The sequence below is a fragment of the Vreelandella arctica genome, assembly GCF_037070215.1.
In the GTDB taxonomy this organism is placed as follows: Bacteria; Pseudomonadota; Gammaproteobacteria; order Pseudomonadales; family Halomonadaceae; genus Vreelandella; species Vreelandella arctica.
This window is the reverse complement of the sequence record NZ_JBANSN010000005.1, coordinates 15,555-32,224: the sequence shown is the minus strand read 5'-3', so window position 1 is coordinate 32,224 and position 16,670 is coordinate 15,555. Positions and strand designations below refer to the sequence as shown.

Annotated in this window: 14 protein-coding genes; 3 read left to right on the top strand and 11 right to left on the bottom strand. The window is 53.5% G+C overall.

Annotated elements, in window-relative coordinates; genetic code table 11:
- The first annotated feature begins 116 nt into the window (after window positions 1-116).
- Window positions 117-1,586 (top strand): anion permease, encoded by a 1,470-nt coding sequence (locus tag V8L70_RS05840; protein WP_101148156.1) that lies wholly within the window; start codon window positions 117-119, stop codon window positions 1,584-1,586.
- A 6-nt stretch (window positions 1,587-1,592) separates the two neighbouring features.
- Here the strand turns inward: V8L70_RS05840 and menH are convergent, their stop codons facing one another.
- The 3 genes from menH to V8L70_RS05825 are packed head-to-tail and all read right to left on the bottom strand — an operon-like array spanning window position 1,593 to window position 5,408.
- On the bottom strand, window positions 1,593-2,351 hold the full coding sequence (menH, locus tag V8L70_RS05835) for a 2-succinyl-6-hydroxy-2,4-cyclohexadiene-1-carboxylate synthase (protein ID WP_101148157.1): 759 nt from the start codon (window positions 2,349-2,351) through the stop codon (window positions 1,593-1,595).
- Entirely contained in the window at window positions 2,341-4,077 is a 1,737-nt protein-coding gene (gene menD / locus V8L70_RS05830; protein WP_232774988.1) for a 2-succinyl-5-enolpyruvyl-6-hydroxy-3-cyclohexene-1-carboxylic-acid synthase, read from the bottom strand. The genes menH and menD overlap by 11 nt, the downstream gene beginning before the upstream one ends.
- 5 nt (window positions 4,078-4,082) lie before the next feature.
- Window positions 4,083-5,408, bottom strand: a complete 1,326-nt coding sequence (locus V8L70_RS05825; RefSeq protein WP_101148159.1) for an isochorismate synthase — start codon at window positions 5,406-5,408, stop codon at window positions 4,083-4,085.
- A 232-nt stretch (window positions 5,409-5,640) separates the two neighbouring features.
- Between V8L70_RS05825 and V8L70_RS05820 the strand changes: the two genes are divergently transcribed.
- Window positions 5,641-6,567 (top strand): 1,4-dihydroxy-2-naphthoate polyprenyltransferase, encoded by a 927-nt coding sequence (locus V8L70_RS05820; RefSeq protein WP_008959305.1) that lies wholly within the window; start codon window positions 5,641-5,643, stop codon window positions 6,565-6,567.
- Between the two features lie 61 nt (window positions 6,568-6,628).
- On the opposite strand, the gene hmuQ is transcribed toward V8L70_RS05820, so the two are convergent.
- Window positions 6,629-6,931, bottom strand: coding sequence for a heme-degrading protein HmuQ (gene hmuQ / locus V8L70_RS05815; RefSeq protein ID WP_008959304.1), 303 nt, complete (start codon window positions 6,929-6,931; stop codon window positions 6,629-6,631).
- A gap of 130 nt (window positions 6,932-7,061) precedes the next feature.
- Between hmuQ and V8L70_RS05810 the strand changes: the two genes are divergently transcribed.
- On the top strand, window positions 7,062-8,642 hold the full coding sequence (locus V8L70_RS05810) for a cryptochrome/deoxyribodipyrimidine photo-lyase family protein (RefSeq protein ID WP_101148160.1): 1,581 nt from the start codon (window positions 7,062-7,064) through the stop codon (window positions 8,640-8,642).
- Between the two features lie 133 nt (window positions 8,643-8,775).
- On the opposite strand, the gene V8L70_RS05805 is transcribed toward V8L70_RS05810, so the two are convergent.
- From V8L70_RS05805 to V8L70_RS05775, 7 genes are all read right to left on the bottom strand, one after another.
- Window positions 8,776-9,636 (bottom strand): restriction endonuclease, encoded by an 861-nt coding sequence (locus V8L70_RS05805; RefSeq protein ID WP_198556164.1) that lies wholly within the window; start codon window positions 9,634-9,636, stop codon window positions 8,776-8,778.
- Window positions 9,637-9,730: 94 nt separating this feature from the next.
- Window positions 9,731-10,390, bottom strand: coding sequence for a DUF4145 domain-containing protein (locus V8L70_RS05800; protein ID WP_101148161.1), 660 nt, complete (start codon window positions 10,388-10,390; stop codon window positions 9,731-9,733).
- A 668-nt stretch (window positions 10,391-11,058) separates the two neighbouring features.
- Window positions 11,059-12,264, bottom strand: coding sequence for an MFS transporter (locus tag V8L70_RS05795; RefSeq protein ID WP_101148162.1), 1,206 nt, complete (start codon window positions 12,262-12,264; stop codon window positions 11,059-11,061).
- 73 nt (window positions 12,265-12,337) lie between these two features.
- Window positions 12,338-13,270 (bottom strand): heme-dependent oxidative N-demethylase family protein, encoded by a 933-nt coding sequence (locus tag V8L70_RS05790; protein WP_269801121.1) that lies wholly within the window; start codon window positions 13,268-13,270, stop codon window positions 12,338-12,340.
- A gap of 129 nt (window positions 13,271-13,399) precedes the next feature.
- On the bottom strand, window positions 13,400-14,368 hold the full coding sequence (locus V8L70_RS05785) for a PDR/VanB family oxidoreductase (RefSeq protein WP_101148164.1): 969 nt from the start codon (window positions 14,366-14,368) through the stop codon (window positions 13,400-13,402).
- A complete protein-coding gene (locus tag V8L70_RS05780) occupies window positions 14,365-14,970 on the bottom strand; it encodes a dimethylamine monooxygenase subunit DmmA family protein (protein ID WP_101148165.1) in 606 nt (201 codons plus the stop codon). Before V8L70_RS05780 ends, V8L70_RS05785 begins: the two co-directional genes overlap by 4 nt.
- 232 nt (window positions 14,971-15,202) lie before the next feature.
- A complete protein-coding gene (locus V8L70_RS05775; protein WP_101148166.1) occupies window positions 15,203-16,627 on the bottom strand; it encodes a gamma-aminobutyraldehyde dehydrogenase in 1,425 nt (474 codons plus the stop codon).
- Between the last annotated feature and the right edge of the window lie 43 nt (window positions 16,628-16,670).

Here is a 16,670-nt window from a genome sequence, read left to right as displayed (position 1 = left end):
TAACATCCTGGCTCTAATTTACTTCGCTCTCTGACGCTGTGCTTCTCTTACCGCTGCGCTTGGCAGAGATCCCCCTGTAAAAACGTTTACTATTAAACATAGAAGAGAGCGGCCGCATGAACAGCAATGCTCAATCCTCACCGCGATGGAAACTATTAGCACCGCTAGCCGTTACTATTATCATCGCGCTGATACCCACTCCCCCGGGGCTAGCGCCTCATGCGTGGTACTTCTTCGCTATTTTCCTGGGCTGTGTTGTGGGCCTGATTCTTGAACCATTACCAGGCGCAGTGGTGGGGCTGATCGGCGTTACCCTGGTGGCACTTCTTTCCAGATGGGTGCTGTTCTCTCCCGAGCAACTAGCGACCGAAGGATTTAATGCCGCGGGCCAAGCCTTTTCGTGGGCGGTCTCGGGCTTTACCAACTCCACTGTGTGGCTGATTTTCGGCGCTTTTATGTTTGCCCTGGGGTACGAAAAAACCGGCCTGGGCAGACGGATATCGCTCTGGCTGGTCAAGGCAATGGGGAAACGCACCTTGACCCTTGGCTACGCGGTGATGATTGCCGATGGCATTTTGGCCCCCTTTACGCCCTCCAACACCGCCCGTAGCGGGGGCACAATCTACCCCGTCATTCGCAACCTGCCGCCGCTTTACGATTCACTGCCTAACGACCCCAGCATGAAGCGCATGGGCAGCTTTTTGATGTGGACGGCGCTAGCCTCTACCTGTGTGACCAGCTCACTCTTTTTGACCGCCCTTGCACCTAACTTACTGGCCATCGCGCTAACCGAAAGCGCCACCGGCATTCAGATTAACTGGGGGCAGTGGTTTATGGCGGTAGCGCCAGTGGGCATTCTGCTGCTGCTCCTAGTGCCACTGCTGAGCTACTGGCTATGCGCGCCCGAAGTAAAAGCGGGTCATGAAATTTCCGACTGGGCGGGTGAGGAGTTAACCAAGCTGGGGGCACTGACCCGCCATGAAATAATGCTGGTCATTATGGTGGTCACTGCCCTGCTACTATGGATTTTTGCCGGCGACATTATCTCTGGGTCATTAGTAGGACTCGTAGTGATCTGTGGCATGTTGTTAACCGGCATTGTGACCTGGAGCGATATTCTCGATAACCGAGCAGCCTGGAATACCTTTGTATGGTTTGCCACCCTGGTGGCGCTAGCGGGAGGGCTGAGCCTAGTGGGGTTTGTTAACTGGTTTGGCGGCATGGTTGGCGGACAGATAAGCCACTTCGACCCGCTGATGGCGATGGTGGCGCTGGTGGTCATCTTCTATCTATTGCACTACTTCTTTGCCAGCGTGACGGCACATGTCACCGCCCTGCTACCGGTAATTCTGGCAGCGGCATCAGGCATTGCCGGGCTGGATATGCAGATGTTTATCCTGCTACTACTGCCCACACTTGGCTTTATGGGCATTCTCACGCCCTACGGCACAGGGCCAAGCCCGGTTTACTACGGCAGCGGCTACCTGCCCAGCGCACTCTTTTGGCGTCTAGGGGCGATCTTCGGACTGCTATTCCTGGTGGTTTGGTTGGTGATCGGCCTGCCCTGGTTAATGCTGATCAGCTGATAAACATTAGCCTAGCGTGCGATACCAGGCATTGAGCGGCTGAGCGATCATCTTTGGTTGCTCAGCATGAAGATTGTGGCCCCCTTCCAGCGTGATATGGCGCAGGCGCGGGGCCATCGTTGCTAGATGAGACGCCAGAGTGTGGAACTTGATGTCTCGCTGCCCCGAAAAGTAGCTCACTGGAAGCGTGGTATTTTCCAACCACGACCATAGTGACGGCTGATGACCCAAGGAAGTTGACCGCAGCATGTTAGCGATGGCTGACCCACGGTTCACTAGACGGCGCTGAATCTGCCGACTGCGCTGGCCCTCGGTAAGATCGGCGAATACAGGCTGCTGATACCAGTCGGCAAGCACATCCTCTAATGGCTCCTGCTCGAAGCGTGTTGCCCAGCGTTCATCGTGAGCAATTCGGGCAAAACGCTCACTGGCGGGCAGCCCTGGGTGAGCGCTCTCCAGCCAGAGCGCTTCCAGCCCCGGTGGCTGGCGGCTGGCGTGGTAAAGCGCCAAACGCCCGCCCAGGGAGTAGCCCAGCAGGCAGTAACGGCTAACACCTCGATCTATCAATGTGTCACAAAGCCAGTGATGAAACGCCTCAAACGAGGCTACCCGTACCCGGTGGTTCTGGCCGTGCCCTGGCAAGTCCAGCGCCAGACAATCTACCCCATCCAAGCCAGCACTCACATCCGCCCAGTCGTGGCGGTTGCCCAGCAGGCCATGCAGCATAATAAGGGTGGGCGACTGCGTCTGCGGTTTACTGCTCACGCGGCTCCCCTCGAATCTCTTCACCCAGATCCTTGAGATCATCAGCTACCTGCTGATGGGGTACGTTCACCTCGATCAACGTAACGCCCGCCTGCAATGCCTGGGTGTAGTCCGCCGAGAAGTCATCCAATGAGTTGGGCGCGAAGTAGCTAAGCCCAAACATCTTCGCCGCATGCTCGAAGCGCAAGCCATGGGGCTGGCGGTAATAGCGCTCCAGCAATTCGCCCTCTTTAGGCACCGGCAGCATATGGAAAATACTGCCGCCATCGTTATTGAGGATAATCACCACCAGGGGCTGGGAGGCCTGCTTTAAAAGCGCCAAACTGTTGAGATCATGTAGTGCACTGGTATCCCCCAGCACGATAGTCGTGGGTTCCGAGCATGTGCAGCTGAAGCCATAGGCCGTCGCGATCAGGCCATCGATACCCGACGCGCCACGATTAGCCAATACTCGCAGCGGCGTTTGGCGATGCGTACCCAGCATATTCATTAGCCGCGCGGGCAGGCTGTTGCCTATAAACAGCTGCCCTACTGCCAACTGTGCTAAAAGGTGGCAAACACCCAGTTCTGAGAATGCCGCACAACGCTCTTCCACAAGCAGGCTGGTATGTCGTTGAAGGCTCTCCAACTGATGCCAAGGCGATTGTTCGGAGTGCGTTGGCAAATCAGCGATAAAGTCGGCAGGCGAGCATATCAAACGGCGCTTAACGCAGTAGTCAGGATCCAGCCGCTGGGGTAGCGGATCAACCAACCAGACATCCTGCCAGGGCTGCTGGGCAATAAATTGGCTTAACCGCTTGGAGATTAACCGGCCGCCAAACTGCAGCAATACCCCGGCTTTAGCGAGCTCAGCGCTGAAACGCTCATCATGCAGCGCTAGATCAAAGTGAATCAGGTTGTGAGTGTCAAACCGAACCTGGCTCTGTATGTCGGCCAGCAGCGGCCAGCCGAGTTGCTTGGATAGCTCAATAGCATGCTGCGCCTGATGGGCATCATCAACACTGCCTACAACAATCAGGCCCCGCTGCTGGGCAAACGTTTTCCACTCGTTGTTAAGTGCTGGAACCGCAGGACTGGATGACCAATAACTCCACGGTTTTAAAGTCGTCAGCCAATCCCCCAGCGGGGCAAGATAGTCACTGGCATCCACCAGGCAACTGCCGGGATAAAGCGGTTCGCGATAACGGCAGTTAATGTGGATGGGCCCAGGCGTACGGCGTTGCTGGTCAACAGCTTGGTCAAGCGTGCTGAGTAGAAACGCTGCTTTGATCTCAGCATCTGGCGGCGGCAAGTCATGGTGAACAATAGTGTGGCGGGAGAAAATATCCCGCTGATCAATCGCCTGATTGCTGCCGTTATCCAGCAGTTCAATGGGGCGGTCGGCAGAGAGCACAATGAGCGGCACGCCGAGCAGTTTGGCTTCCACTACCGCCGGATAAAGGTTGGCTACAGCGGTGCCTGAGGTAGTGATAATAACGACCGGGCGCTGACTGCCCCGGGCAATACCCAGCGCCATAAACCCCAGCCCGCGCTCATCAAAGTGGCAATGGCAGCGTAGGCCGGCATGTTCGCTGGCGGCCATTGTTAAAGGCGATGAGCGCGAGCCCGGTGCCAGCACCACATCGCGCACACCTAAGCGGTAGAGTTCTTCCAGCGTCAGCGCAGCCCACACATGATTAAAGGTGGCGTGTTGGATGGCAAAACCGGTAGATACAGGTGCTGTCATATGCATTATCCCATCCCTAGTAGCGACATAATGCCAGCGATTTTCGTATCCAGTTCGCGCCACTCCTCGTCCGGTTGGGAGCCTGCCACAATGCCTGCACCGGCATAGAGTCGAATCGCTTCCGGGCCGATATGGGCGCAGCGAATGGTTACTGCTAGCTCGCTGCTGGCGTGGCTGATTTTGCCGAAGACGCCCGCGTACCAGCCGCGTTGATGACTCTCATGATGGCGAATAAATGCCAACGCAGATTCACGGGGAACGCCACCTACCGCCGGGGTAGGCGGTAGCACTGAAAGCAGTTGCTGGTCGGTGACGTCTCGGTGCAACTCGGCGTGAATCAGACGGCGGATATGCTGCACCGAGCACAGCTTAACAATATGCGCCTCGCTCATCTGGACTTGAGCAGAAAGTGGCTCAAGCTGGGTCAAAAGCTGCTGATAGACACACTGGTTTTCCAGGCTATTTTTCTTATCGGCCAGCAGTTCATCGGCAAGCGCTTGATCTTGTTGGGCATTCCGCCCACGGCGCGTGGTACCCGCCAGCGCCTCAGTCATTAAATGCCTGCCTTTACGCTTGTAGAGCCGTTCCGGCGGGCAGCCGATAAACGCCTCATGCGGTGTCAATTGAACGCCAAAGTGAAAACAGTCGGCGGCTCCGGCCTGCCAGCGTGCCAGCAACGCCCAGGGGTTGGGCGTTTCAGTTGTCGTCAGGCAGGTCTCCCGGGAGAGCACTACTTTGGGGGTGTGACTCAGATGGTCGGGATGAGTGACCCGCTCTACACACGCCGCCCACTCTTTCTGCGCAGGATGATCTTCACGCTGATAAACATGCGGCAGCAAGCAAGGCAGCGGCTGCTCCTCTTCCAGGGCAGCCAAGCAGACACGAGCCTGGACTATCTCGGCCTCTGGGCAGCGATCATCAAAGCGCAGATTGAGTGATAGCGTCGCACCAGCTTGCTGTCGCCTAAGCTCTATACGCGGCAGCAAAAAGTGACAGCCAGGAAAGTGCTGCCACCCAGGCGAATCAGGGTCAAAGGCCATACCACCAAAGTAATCCGGCTGCTCGCCGCCAATACCTGCCAGCGCGGCTAGGTCAGCCTGAAGCGCCACCAGCGAATCAAACGCTTTAACAGCCCCCAGCGTCACATGCTCGACGGCGTCCGCATCACGTGATTTCCAGTAAATGTGAGGTAACACGCTTTGCACGTTTAGCCACCCTATCAAGCTATCTACCTGGCAAGGGGTATTAAGGCGAACAAACCCCTTTTTAGCGGTTTCACCAAGCGTATCAAGCTGGTGCTTAAGTGCTTCAATAGGGCCGGTGGGGTACATAAATAACCTTTTAGGTAAGCGTTGCTAACGCCTCATATTTGTATTGTCTAAATAACCCGCCAATTCTCACGTAGACTAAAGGTGTATGGAGTATTCGCAGTGTGGCGTAAAGCGATGAGTTTTTTTTGACTTAGATCTGCTTTTCAGCAATTAATCATACATACTTGCATGTTTCTTACTGCTGCGCTTTACCCGTTTTTTACCCGCGAATAGTTAACAGGATATCGACGTAATGGAACCACTCGCTAAGCAGCGTCAACGCCAGGCTTGGCTACTCGCAGCCCGCCCCCGCACCTTACCACTGGCGTGCGCTTCTATTCTGCTGGGCAGCGGACTGGCGGCAACAACCCAGGCCTTTAATCCTGCCGTGCTGCTGCTTGCCCTGTTAACGGCTATTGCGCTGCAAGTGCTCTCAAATCTAGCTAACGACTATGGTGATGCGGCCTCGGGTGCTGACGACGAGCAGCGTATCGGCCCTGTGCGTGCAGTCTCCTCTGGCCTACTGAGCCCCCAAGCAATGCGCAAGGGAATGGTGATAACCGCGCTTGCTGCCACGCTGCTGGGGCTACTCTTACTGGTGACCGCCTTTGGCAACCAGTGGGGCGAGATTCTCACCTTCGTGCTGCTAGGGGCGGCCTCTTTATTGGCTGCAGTGACCTATACCGTTGGGCTAGGTGGCACGCCCTATGGTTATCGGGGGCTGGGGGACGTTGCGGTCTTTATTTTTTTCGGGCTACTGGGGGTAATAGGCACTTACTACCTTCATGTACAGCAGCTAAGTTGGCTACCGTTTCTACCCGCGGCGGCGTGTGGGTTGCTGGCAACCGCCGTACTCAATGTCAATAACGTGCGCGATATCGAAAGCGATGCGCGTAACGGCAAGATCACCCTGGCAGTGCGGCTGGGCCGCGCTAACGCTATTAGGTATCACTGGTCGCTGCTGGGATTGGCGCTGGCACTCACTCTAATCTATTTGGTTGCTCTGCCGGTGCCGTGGGTGGGATGGAGCTGCCTGCTGGTGGCTAAGCCGCTAATTGATGCCGCCAAAACCTTAAGCCATACCCGTGATGGCGAGATTCTAACCGGCATGCTGAAGAAAACCGCTATCTCGACGCTGCTTTACAGCGTGCTGCTGTCTATTGGCTTAGTATTGTTTTAGTTCCCCCTAACAGCGGGGCTACCACCCCGCTGCCAGTCGACTAACGTTAGCGATCTGAGCCTTACAGCACGACTTCATAACCTTCAAACTTGGGCGGGCCAAGGTAGATACCTTCCGGCGCTTTAGCATTGGCATGCGCTTTGCGGAACGCGTCTGACTTGGTCCAGTCGCGGAAGGCCGTTTCCGACTCCCAAACGCTGTGGGAGATAAACACGGTGTGGTCTTCCTGACTTTCACCCTGCAGCATCTTGAATTGCTTGAAGCCCGGCACTTCATCCAGGTGAGAGTCACGGTTGCGCCACACCTCTAAAAAGTCCTCTTCACGGCCTGGGGCAATCCGAAAACGGTTCATGGCGATATACATGGTGACGCTCCTGTTGGAAGGGTGCTGCTGAATGGATTACGCAAATGCTGGCTTGATGGTAACGTCCTGGTGTGATGACGAACAGGTATAGCGACGAATAGCCCTCAACCGCCAGGTATCGGTCTTGTTAATGACTAAGGCACCCCTCCAGGTCGTTTGGTTCAAACGCGACTTACGCATTCACGACCATTTACCGCTGGCTAACGCCGCCGCGGCAGGCACCGTGTTGCCACTCTTCGCCATCGAGCCCGGCCAGTGGCAGGCGCCAGACAGCGCCCTGCGCCACTGGCAGTTTGCCGCTGACTCGCTTATCGATCTATCAAGCGCCCTGGAAACCCTCGGCCTGCCGCTGTGTATTTGGCAGGGCGATATCGTTGATGGTTTGAACGCCCTCAAAACGCACTATGGCGAGCTGGTGCTTCACTCCCACGAAGAGACCGGCAACGCCTGGAGCTTTGCCCGCGACCTTAGCGTCAAAGCGTGGTGCCAGCAGCACGACACGCCCTGGCATGAAGCGCGCCAGCACGGCGTCGTGCGTGGTTTAACCTCCAGAGTGGCCGACCGTAACGCCTGGGAAAAACAGTGGGAAACGTTAATGACGGCACCCACCGCCACTGCCCCGCAAAACGCCCAGGCGGCTGAGGGTTGGCAAGCCTTTCACCACATTGACGCCGAACAGCTTCACGGCCTGACCCTAGGATTTGATACCACGCCCTGCCCCGAGCGCCAGCCCGGCGGCCGCAGCGAAGGCCGCGCAATATGGCGCAGCTTTATAAGCCAGCGCGGGCGGCGCTATCGCGGCTCGCTTTCCAAACCGCTGCTGGCCTGGGAATTTGGCTCACGGCTTTCCCCACACTTGGCCTGGGGCACGCTCTCCATGCGCGAAGTGGTGCAGTCGCTGCGTCGCCAGCGGAAAAAGCATGAGGAAGACACACCGTGGTCACGTTCGCTGCGCGCCTTCGCTTCCCGGCTTCACTGGCACTGCCACTTTATTCAAAAGCTGGAAAGTGAGCCCAGCATCGAGCATCAAACGCTACACCCGGCGCTGCGCGGTCTACGGGAGCGCGACCCGGAACATCCCAACCTGATTGCCTGGAAGCAAGGCCAAACCGGCGTGCCGCTGGTAGATGCCTGTATGCGCAGCTTGATCGCCACTGGCTGGATCAACTTTCGCATGCGCGCCATGCTGATCTCCCACGCCACCTTTGGCCTGGGACTGCACTGGTACGAACCTGCCCTGCACTTGGCGCGGCTATTTACCGACTTCGAGCCCGGCATTCACTACCCCCAGGTGCAGATGCAAGCAGGCGCCACCGGCACCAATGCACTGCGAGTGTATAACCCCATCAAACAGGCGGAGGATAACGACCCCAGCGGTGAGTTTGTCGCCCGCTGGGTGCCAGAATTAACCGCCCTGCCGCTAGAGTGGCGCGCCAAGCCGTGGGCACTACCCGAAAGCCTGCAAAAAAGGTTCGGCTTTCAGCCCGGTGATCACTACCCGCTGCCCAACGACTTTGAGTGTGAGGCGCGCCACTGGAAGAAGATGCTATATGAGCTTCGCCGCACCCCAGATGCCAGAGAAGCCAGCCAAGCGATTGTGGATAAACTCGCCAGCCAGCGCCGACCGCTCGCTGAGCGCGCTAAAAAAGCAAAACCCGCCAATCGTCAGCAGCTTTCGCTGTTTGACAATGGCAGGGTGGGGGATGGATAGCGGTTGTGCTTCATATAATACGTCTGTTGAGGCCACTCGGTGCCGGACGTATTATATTTGACGCTGCCAGCAGTGGAGGCGAAGCCGCAGCGGAAAAGCTTTCTGTGCTTGGCCTAGTTAGGCTTGCTCACATTTAGATAAACAGCTCACGGACAGGAATAAAAGGTTTACCTGTTTCTGCCGCTCGCCGAACTTTTGCCTCCAAAACATCTACCACAGACAGCCTTCGTCTAAGCATTTCTGACAAATCAAAACCATCCATGCACACAATCCGTTTCCCCTTACCGAAAGCCTGAAGTCCGTCGCTGGAAAAGCCACTATTACTCAAAAATAAACCTCGGGACCAGGACGCCTTCTGGCTTAACTTACCTTCAAAAGTGTGTAGATCTGCGGCTCCAGTCGGAGCATTTTGCCACTTTGCTTCCAATAGGTAAGTTTCTTTATTTAATACAAAGCTGCCATCTATTTGCTCGCCGATGAGACGAAACGAAGAGCGTGCAGAAAGTCCGTATGCATCAAACAGGTCTTTAAGGAACCTTTCGAAGGCGAATCCACGACTCTGTGGCGTTATATCAGCCAGTTCAATCAGTTGGGAGAAGATGCGTTGGCTCAGATTTTCATCAATTTGGACTCGCACTTTTTCAGCATTTGGCTGAGCCACAGGTTCACTATTTCCTCCCAGCCTTCGGATAATTTGCTTTAGAAGTTTTTCGGCAGAATTTGGAATAGGTTCATCTGAATAGATTTCCCAACCTTCGAGCAGACCGTTCAAAAACAGCAGGACTTGTTCATCCGGTGCCAGCCGCCAAAACGAACGTGTTCTGTGAGCTTTTGAGCCCGATTCTTGGTCATAGGAAGAGTCGTAAATCGAAACACCGACAACTTCTCTGAAAAAATCATCGAAAGTACGATTTGAAAAACCAAGCACGTAGCCACTCGACATGCCGAGTTCACGCTCTAACTTCTGCTTTTCTATGAGACTGAGACTACTCATTCATTGTGCCTAACGCCGCTATCAATTGCGGGAAAAAGTGTAGTGAGTGAAACGCTAGAAGCATTTTGGCGTCAATTGCATAGCTTTTTTAAGATCAGTCTATGTGTGAAGCTATAAACTGTTCAATTGAAGTCAACATTTTCTCTACATCGCTTTTACTAAATTCTTCAGTATTACCATGAGCAGCGCTATTTCTAATTCCAGCAAACGCTGTTATATGCTTTTGAACTATTTTGGTATATGTGCCTGCCTTGGTTAGATCTGCATTCATTTTATCCATCTTCCCATGAGCAATACCCTCTCGGTCACAGAGCTCTCGAAGTGCCGTCTCTAAAACGACACCACCAATAACCGCAGCGGCGACATAGTAACCGCTCTTTAATAGTTCGTAAGCTTGTTCGAGTTCGGTATCAAAGACTTCCGCTTGTACAATTGCTTTGTAGGATGATAGATAACCGCCATCAAAATCTTCTTTTGTGGCCAAGAACACCGCCTTTAACGCTTTAAACTTGGTTAAACTACCACTCCATGAACTATCTTCTTCTGCTTTTGAGAACTCTTTATAGTGTTCGGAATTTTCGCCACCAACTTTGACCATAAGATTTTTTACTTTGACCCTCCATTCCAGAAACACATCGGAATCGACATTATCAGAACGCCCAAACATTTCAGAATGAGATGTCTTATGAGTAGCAGCCACTTTTTCAGCTTGGGCCTCAAGCTCTATGAATCTTTTTGAAATCTTTTTATCCAAAACTTCTACCCCTATAATATAAGAAGCCTAAAGGTATCCTAAAGGTATTAAAAAGCGTGTTCTATGATTGGGTGATCGCGCCAGCATGATTGTCCGAAAAATGAAGCCTGCCACAACCCCCTCAAGTCTTTGATTTTTTATATTTATTATTTTCCATCAGGCTGCATATCAAAATTCCGCACTTTTACTGCATTTCCCAACGCCTAAGCTTTGAGCTATCACCTACCAAACTCAGCTTAGCACAAGGGAATGAGAGCGACTTACGATCTTAGCATTAGGCTTTCAACGCCCATAAAAATCCCGCCCAACGCCAACAGCTTTCACTGTTTGACGATGGGCGGGCTTCGTAGTGCTTAAACGATATTAGCTAAGCGCTTCCAGAGACTGCTCAATAATGCTCAGGCCCTCTTCCAACACCGCAGACGACACCGTTAGCGGTACCAGAATGCGGATGCTGTTGCCTAGAAGCTGCCTTCACCCTGCACCGGTTCAATCTCAATGGCCGCCGTAAGATGCGCGGGGCGATACTGGTTTTGAATAGCGTGCGAATGACATCCAAAAACGTTTCTTCGCTAATGCTATGCTAGGAGCTTACTTAAAATCTTTTCAAAGACTGGGCCAAGGTGAAGGAACAAATCACTGCACTACACCTTGGCTTAGGGACGATGCTATAGAGCCGCCACTGATACTGAGGGGGCAGGCTCACGCCGGACGCTGGCTAGCGGCGGGATTACTAACAATAGAGTCAATACTACTGTTACACCAATTCCCCACGCTGCCAGACTAAATCCACCAAGGGAAATCAGGCCACCTGAGATAGCTGGCCCTACTGCCAAGCCCAGGCTAAGGAAACTGCCTGCCGCAGCAGCCACACGCCCCTCACGATCAAGTTCTGCCGCCAGGCCAGTCAGATAGCTAAGTGCATAAAAGTAGGTGAGACAGATAGTCATCACACCTGCGGTATAGAGAGTCATAGAATACTCACCAAGCACATAGCTAAGGCTAGTAGCGCCAGTAAGTAGAATCGCCAGAATGACTGGCATGCTCATACCAAAGCGCTTGCCGATCATCGCTGCAATGATAGGTCCGAGTAAACCGACAAATGCTTGAAGTGATAACAGCACGCCCAGCTCTTCACCACTGTATCCAACCGTTGTACCTATGCGCTCGACGAATGCCCAGCCCATGGTGTCACGTGCCTGAAAGACAAACATGGCCAGCATCATGCAGACCGCAGGCAAACTTAACAGAATGTTATTTTTGCCTTTACTGGTGCCTTTCGCCAATAAATGGCGTTCGGCTACCGGCGCTTTTTGGGCTAACATTGGTGTGGTTAACAGCATAATAGCCATGGTCGCGGCCATAGCGTAATACAGGCCAGATAGACCAAACTGAGCCATAACCTTGGCGTACCCCAGCATCACTACTATCATCAGCAATACTGAAAGTATGTTCATATGTGCGGCAACACGGTTCGGGTTCTTAGCGCTAGAGACGGATGCGTTGCCGCAAGCCAGTGCTAGACCGGCACCCAGGCCAGCAAAGCAGCGAACTGCTGCCAAGACATATATGTTCTCGATGTTGGCGCTCGCTATATTCGCAAAAATGGCCAATATGATTCCGAATATAGTCAAGGTACGCCTAGGTGCATGACCCATAAAGGGAGCGATTACCAGCGAAGCCAACATAGTGAATCCAAACTCTGCTGACATCAGCAAACCTGCCTGTGCTTCATTGAGCTGCAGGTCAAGCATGATGGCGCTTATTAAAAAGGGTAAGGCCCATAGACCCAGTAAACCGACACCATAGGCTGCACCGGCAGCTGAGAAAACCAGACTCCAGCTTTCGGGTAAGAAGTTGCGCATTGTTTTCATAAGTGTTCCCTGTGATTAAGCACGTCGATGGGGAAAAACGCGCCAGAATTGTTACGCATTTGATACTTCTGTGTTATTGCTGACTCTCGTCGACCGGCGTGCCATCATCGTATTGGGACAACCAGGAGACCATGGCGTCCCGGTAGCGGGTAAAACCTTTGTAATCAACCAATTCCTGGTCCAAATCACGGATTACACGGTGCATACGCTTGGCCCATTGCGGAGCGTATTCGGCCAGTTCCTCAAGGCTGACTAGGTACGTACGCACTGGGAACAACACCGCATTGCTGCGCGGCAAGCGATGCAATGGCTGCAGCTCGATACGTAGGTTTACTAGCTTACCTGCATTTTCCGCTGTCACCTCGGTGCGCTCAGGCGCCCAATCCGGAAGGGTTTCGGCTGACGTTTCAAGGCGAGGATTAACGGTGACAGACCAGTTAGTGCGACGAACCGGGTGGTCTGAGCGCAGTCGAAGCAGAAACTTCAATGCCCTTTCCAGAATGCCCATTTCATGTAGCTTGGGGACTGGCCCGTGAAACTCCATGAAGCTCATGCCTAAATTGAAACGCAGTGAATAATCCGCTCGCTGCGTGGCCATGCCAGCCCCCATGACTAAAGTTTCGTCACGCTCTTCAAGGAGAATGAACTCGCCTTGAGCTTGGCGGGTGATGTATTCCATAGGATCCATAGGCAGGGTACTTGTGTCCCCGAAGGTGAAAGTATCATCAATATTCAGAGGACGATTGATCCAGTGCCATTGGCTACCGCTCTTCTCCAGAGTGAAATGCTCCGGGAAATCGCGCGAATACGATTCCATTAATAGCTCAAGCAAATCCCACTGAGCCTCCATCATGTGTGGCAGAGCTGAGTAGTGGACGCCCGGCTGAGCATCAAGTGTCTGTGCACGGTGGTGGCATTCCGAGATGTAATGTTCGTCAATGTCGAATTGAGCTCGGAGTGCACCAGTGCCGGAAGGGACATGGGGCTCGACGTTCATCGAGTACATATACTGATCTTCTGGATATGGAAAGGGCAAGCGCAGAACCGCCTCGCGGCTATTCTTGTAAGTATGGTTCGAGGCTTGATCGGCATAGGTCTCGATCGGCTTGAATACAGTCATCTTGTTTTTCTCCTGTTAGAGGTCTACGACCAGACGGCTACAATTAGCCCGAGATACGCAAGGCATAAACTTACGCTTGCTGAGTTTGTCTTCCTCGCTGAGCCAGTCGTCGCGGTGATCCAGTTCGCCTTCGATTTCCAGCACATTGGCTTCGCAATAACCACAGGCACCACCACGGCACAGGTAAGGCAATTTGTAGCCGGCCTGTTCTGCAGCCTCGAGCAGTGATTGTTCGGAAGGCACTTCGATGGTCACCCCCTGTCGCGCGAGGGTGACGCTGAAGGGTTGTCCAGTAGACCCTTGCTCGACGAAGCGTTCGAAGTGGATGTGGCTGTTAGTCCAGCCCAAGTCATGAGCCCTTTCAATGGTTTGCTCTATCATGCCATCTGGGCCGCATACATAGACGTGACTACCCAGCGGGCGCTCGGCAAGGAGGTCATGTATATCCATGGGCCCATCCTGCCCCTGAATATAAAGATGGACACGCTTGCCATATCGAGCCTGCAGCTCCAGGCCAAGAGCTGAGTGCTCCGGGCCTCTTACAGCCAAATGCAGTTCAAAGGAAGCCTGCTTAAGTTGCAGCTCTTCCAACTGCGAATACACCGGGGTAATCCCAACGCCACCCGCAATGAATAGGTGATGTCGAGCATGCTTGGCCAGCGGGAATAGGTTTGCCGGGTGCATGATTTCCAACAAGTCGCCTTCACAAACTTTGTCGTGCAGCCACTGAGAGCCACCTCGGCTTTCAGGTGCCCGGCGCACGGCGATTTGATAGGCACTGGAATCGTAGGGTGAATTCATTAATGAGTAAGCGTTGCGATAAGTCTTGTCACCATCCTGGAGAACCACGACCACATGGCTACCGCCGGAAAAGGCTGGCAAATGCTTATCGTCAGGATCGATAAGGGTAAAGCGCTTAATCTCAGGCGTGAGACACTCAATGCGGGTAACGCGGACACTTATAGTGCCGTTTTGATTATTCATGTATCAAGCTCCTCTGAATCTGGTAGTTCGCCCGGGACTTCACCGTCAGCCTTAACGCCTTGGAAAGCGGCTAGCCTTCGTGAATAGTGATCGCGTACCACAAGATCAAACTGACAGCCGGGGCAAGTGAACACCCGATAAGTCACGTTTTCGGTATAGGTATCGCAGTGGACGCACCAAACTCTTCGCACAAGAGTACCGCTGTGCTCACGCAAAACTTCATCGGGGGTCAGGTCGACGGCATTGGCCGCTTGCATAGCAGTGCCTATGAAGCTCTCCGAACCGCTTAAGTAGAGTCGGGTGCCCATATGAGCCTCATTCAGTTTCTGCGCCAGGGCTTCCATCAACGCTTGGTTGCTGGCGAAAACTTCAAGGCCGTTAGTTTCTGTCTCTTGCAGTGCTTGCAAATGGCTATGACCCGAGAATGTCTCCGTAGAGTAGAAAAAGGTGCTTTGTTGGCGTTGTGTGGGCGACATTTCTGCGTACAGTCGCAGCATTGCCTCACCACCGCTGCCTTGACCTGCGATCAGGTGGCTCGTACCACTGGACATTGGGCTCAGACGGTCATAGACCGGACGGCTTTTGATACCGGTAATAAGCATCGTGATATACCTCTTAAGCCGTTACCGCATAAGTGTTGCGGCAACAATGAAGTTCGGTTCTCAAACTGCTGCAAGATAAAAAGCATAATTCGTGACATATTACATATGAGTTTATATGTTTTATTTTATGACCACTTTAATGCGTTTTTAACAAGCCGGAGACTTTTATTTGATTAAGTAAGTGAACATAAAAGAGTAAGGTTCGCACCTAATTGGTGCCAGACGCACCATTTCAGTGCTTAAACATCACATGACGTACGCAGGTGTAATCTTCCAATCCGTACATCGACATGTCTTTGCCAAAGCCGGACTGCTTCATACCGCCGTGCGGCATTTCACTCACTAACATGAAGTGAGTGTTGACCCACGTACAGCCGTACTGCAGCCTCGAGGCCAAACGGTTGGCACGGCCAATATCCTTGGTCCATATTGAAGAGGCTAAACCGTAATCCGAGTCGTTGGCGTAGGCCAAGGCCTGCGCTTCATCGCTGAAGCGCGTTATGCTGACGACGGGTCCGAATACTTCACGCTGTACAATTTCATCTTCCTGGCGAGCATCAGCTAGCACAGTCGGCTCGAAAAAGAAGCCTGCTCCCTCGACTCGCTTACCGCCAGTCACTACACGGATGTGAGGCAAGGCTTTAGCGCGTTCGACAAAGCCTTCTACACGCTGTAGATGATCAAAGGTAATCAGTGGGCCCAATTCAGTCTCGGGATCATCCTGCAGACCATGGCGCAGAGTGGCCACTGCCTCACCGAGCTTGCTGACGAAAGCGTCGTAAACGCCATCTTGAACGTACAGGCGGCAAGCCGCAGTGCAGTCCTGGCCGGCATTGTAGAAACCGAAAGCACGGATACCTTCGACGGCGTCATCTATGTCGGCGTCATCGAAGATCAGTACAGGGGCTTTTCCACCCAGCTCCATGTGGGTACGCTTCACGCTGCTGGCTGTACTGGCAATGATCTTTGACCCGGTAGCGATAGAGCCAGTCAATGAGACCATGCGCACCTTGGGATGATTAACTAGCGGCTCTCCTACACTAGGGCCGCATCCAGAAAGAATGTTTACTACACCGGCAGGAAAGAGGTCGACCATGAGCCGCGCCAGTTCCAAAGCAGTTAGCGGGGTTTGCTCGGATGGTTTGAGCACTACGCAGTTACCAGCAGCTAGGGCGGGGGCTAGTTTCCAAGCGAGCATCATTAATGGGTAATTCCAAGGCGCGATAGATGCGACTACTCCAAGCGGATCGCGACGGATCATTGAGGTGTGCCCTGGCAGGTACTCACCACCAGCAGAGCCCGTCAAGCAACGACTAGCACCAGCGAAGTAGCGGAACACATCGGCGATAGCTGGGATCTCATCGTCAAGGGTTGCTTGGAAAGGTTTGCCGCAGTTCTGGGACTCTAAACGCGCCAAGCTCTCCGCCTTAGCTTCTATACGTTCTGCTAACGTTAGTAGCAATCGGGCGCGATCCTTGGGTGGCGTCTGCGACCAGCTTTCGAAAGCTTGATCCGCTGCGATTACAGCAGCGTCAACCTGCTCTTTGCTAGCCTCAGGGATTTTCACCAACACTGTACCCTCTGAAGGATTGTACACAGCGTACGGACTGCCCAGCCCTTCTACTAACTGCCCGTTAATCAGCATTTGGGTTTGCATGATGCATTCCTAGGTTATTATTGCCAGAAGGACAGCTGGTGGT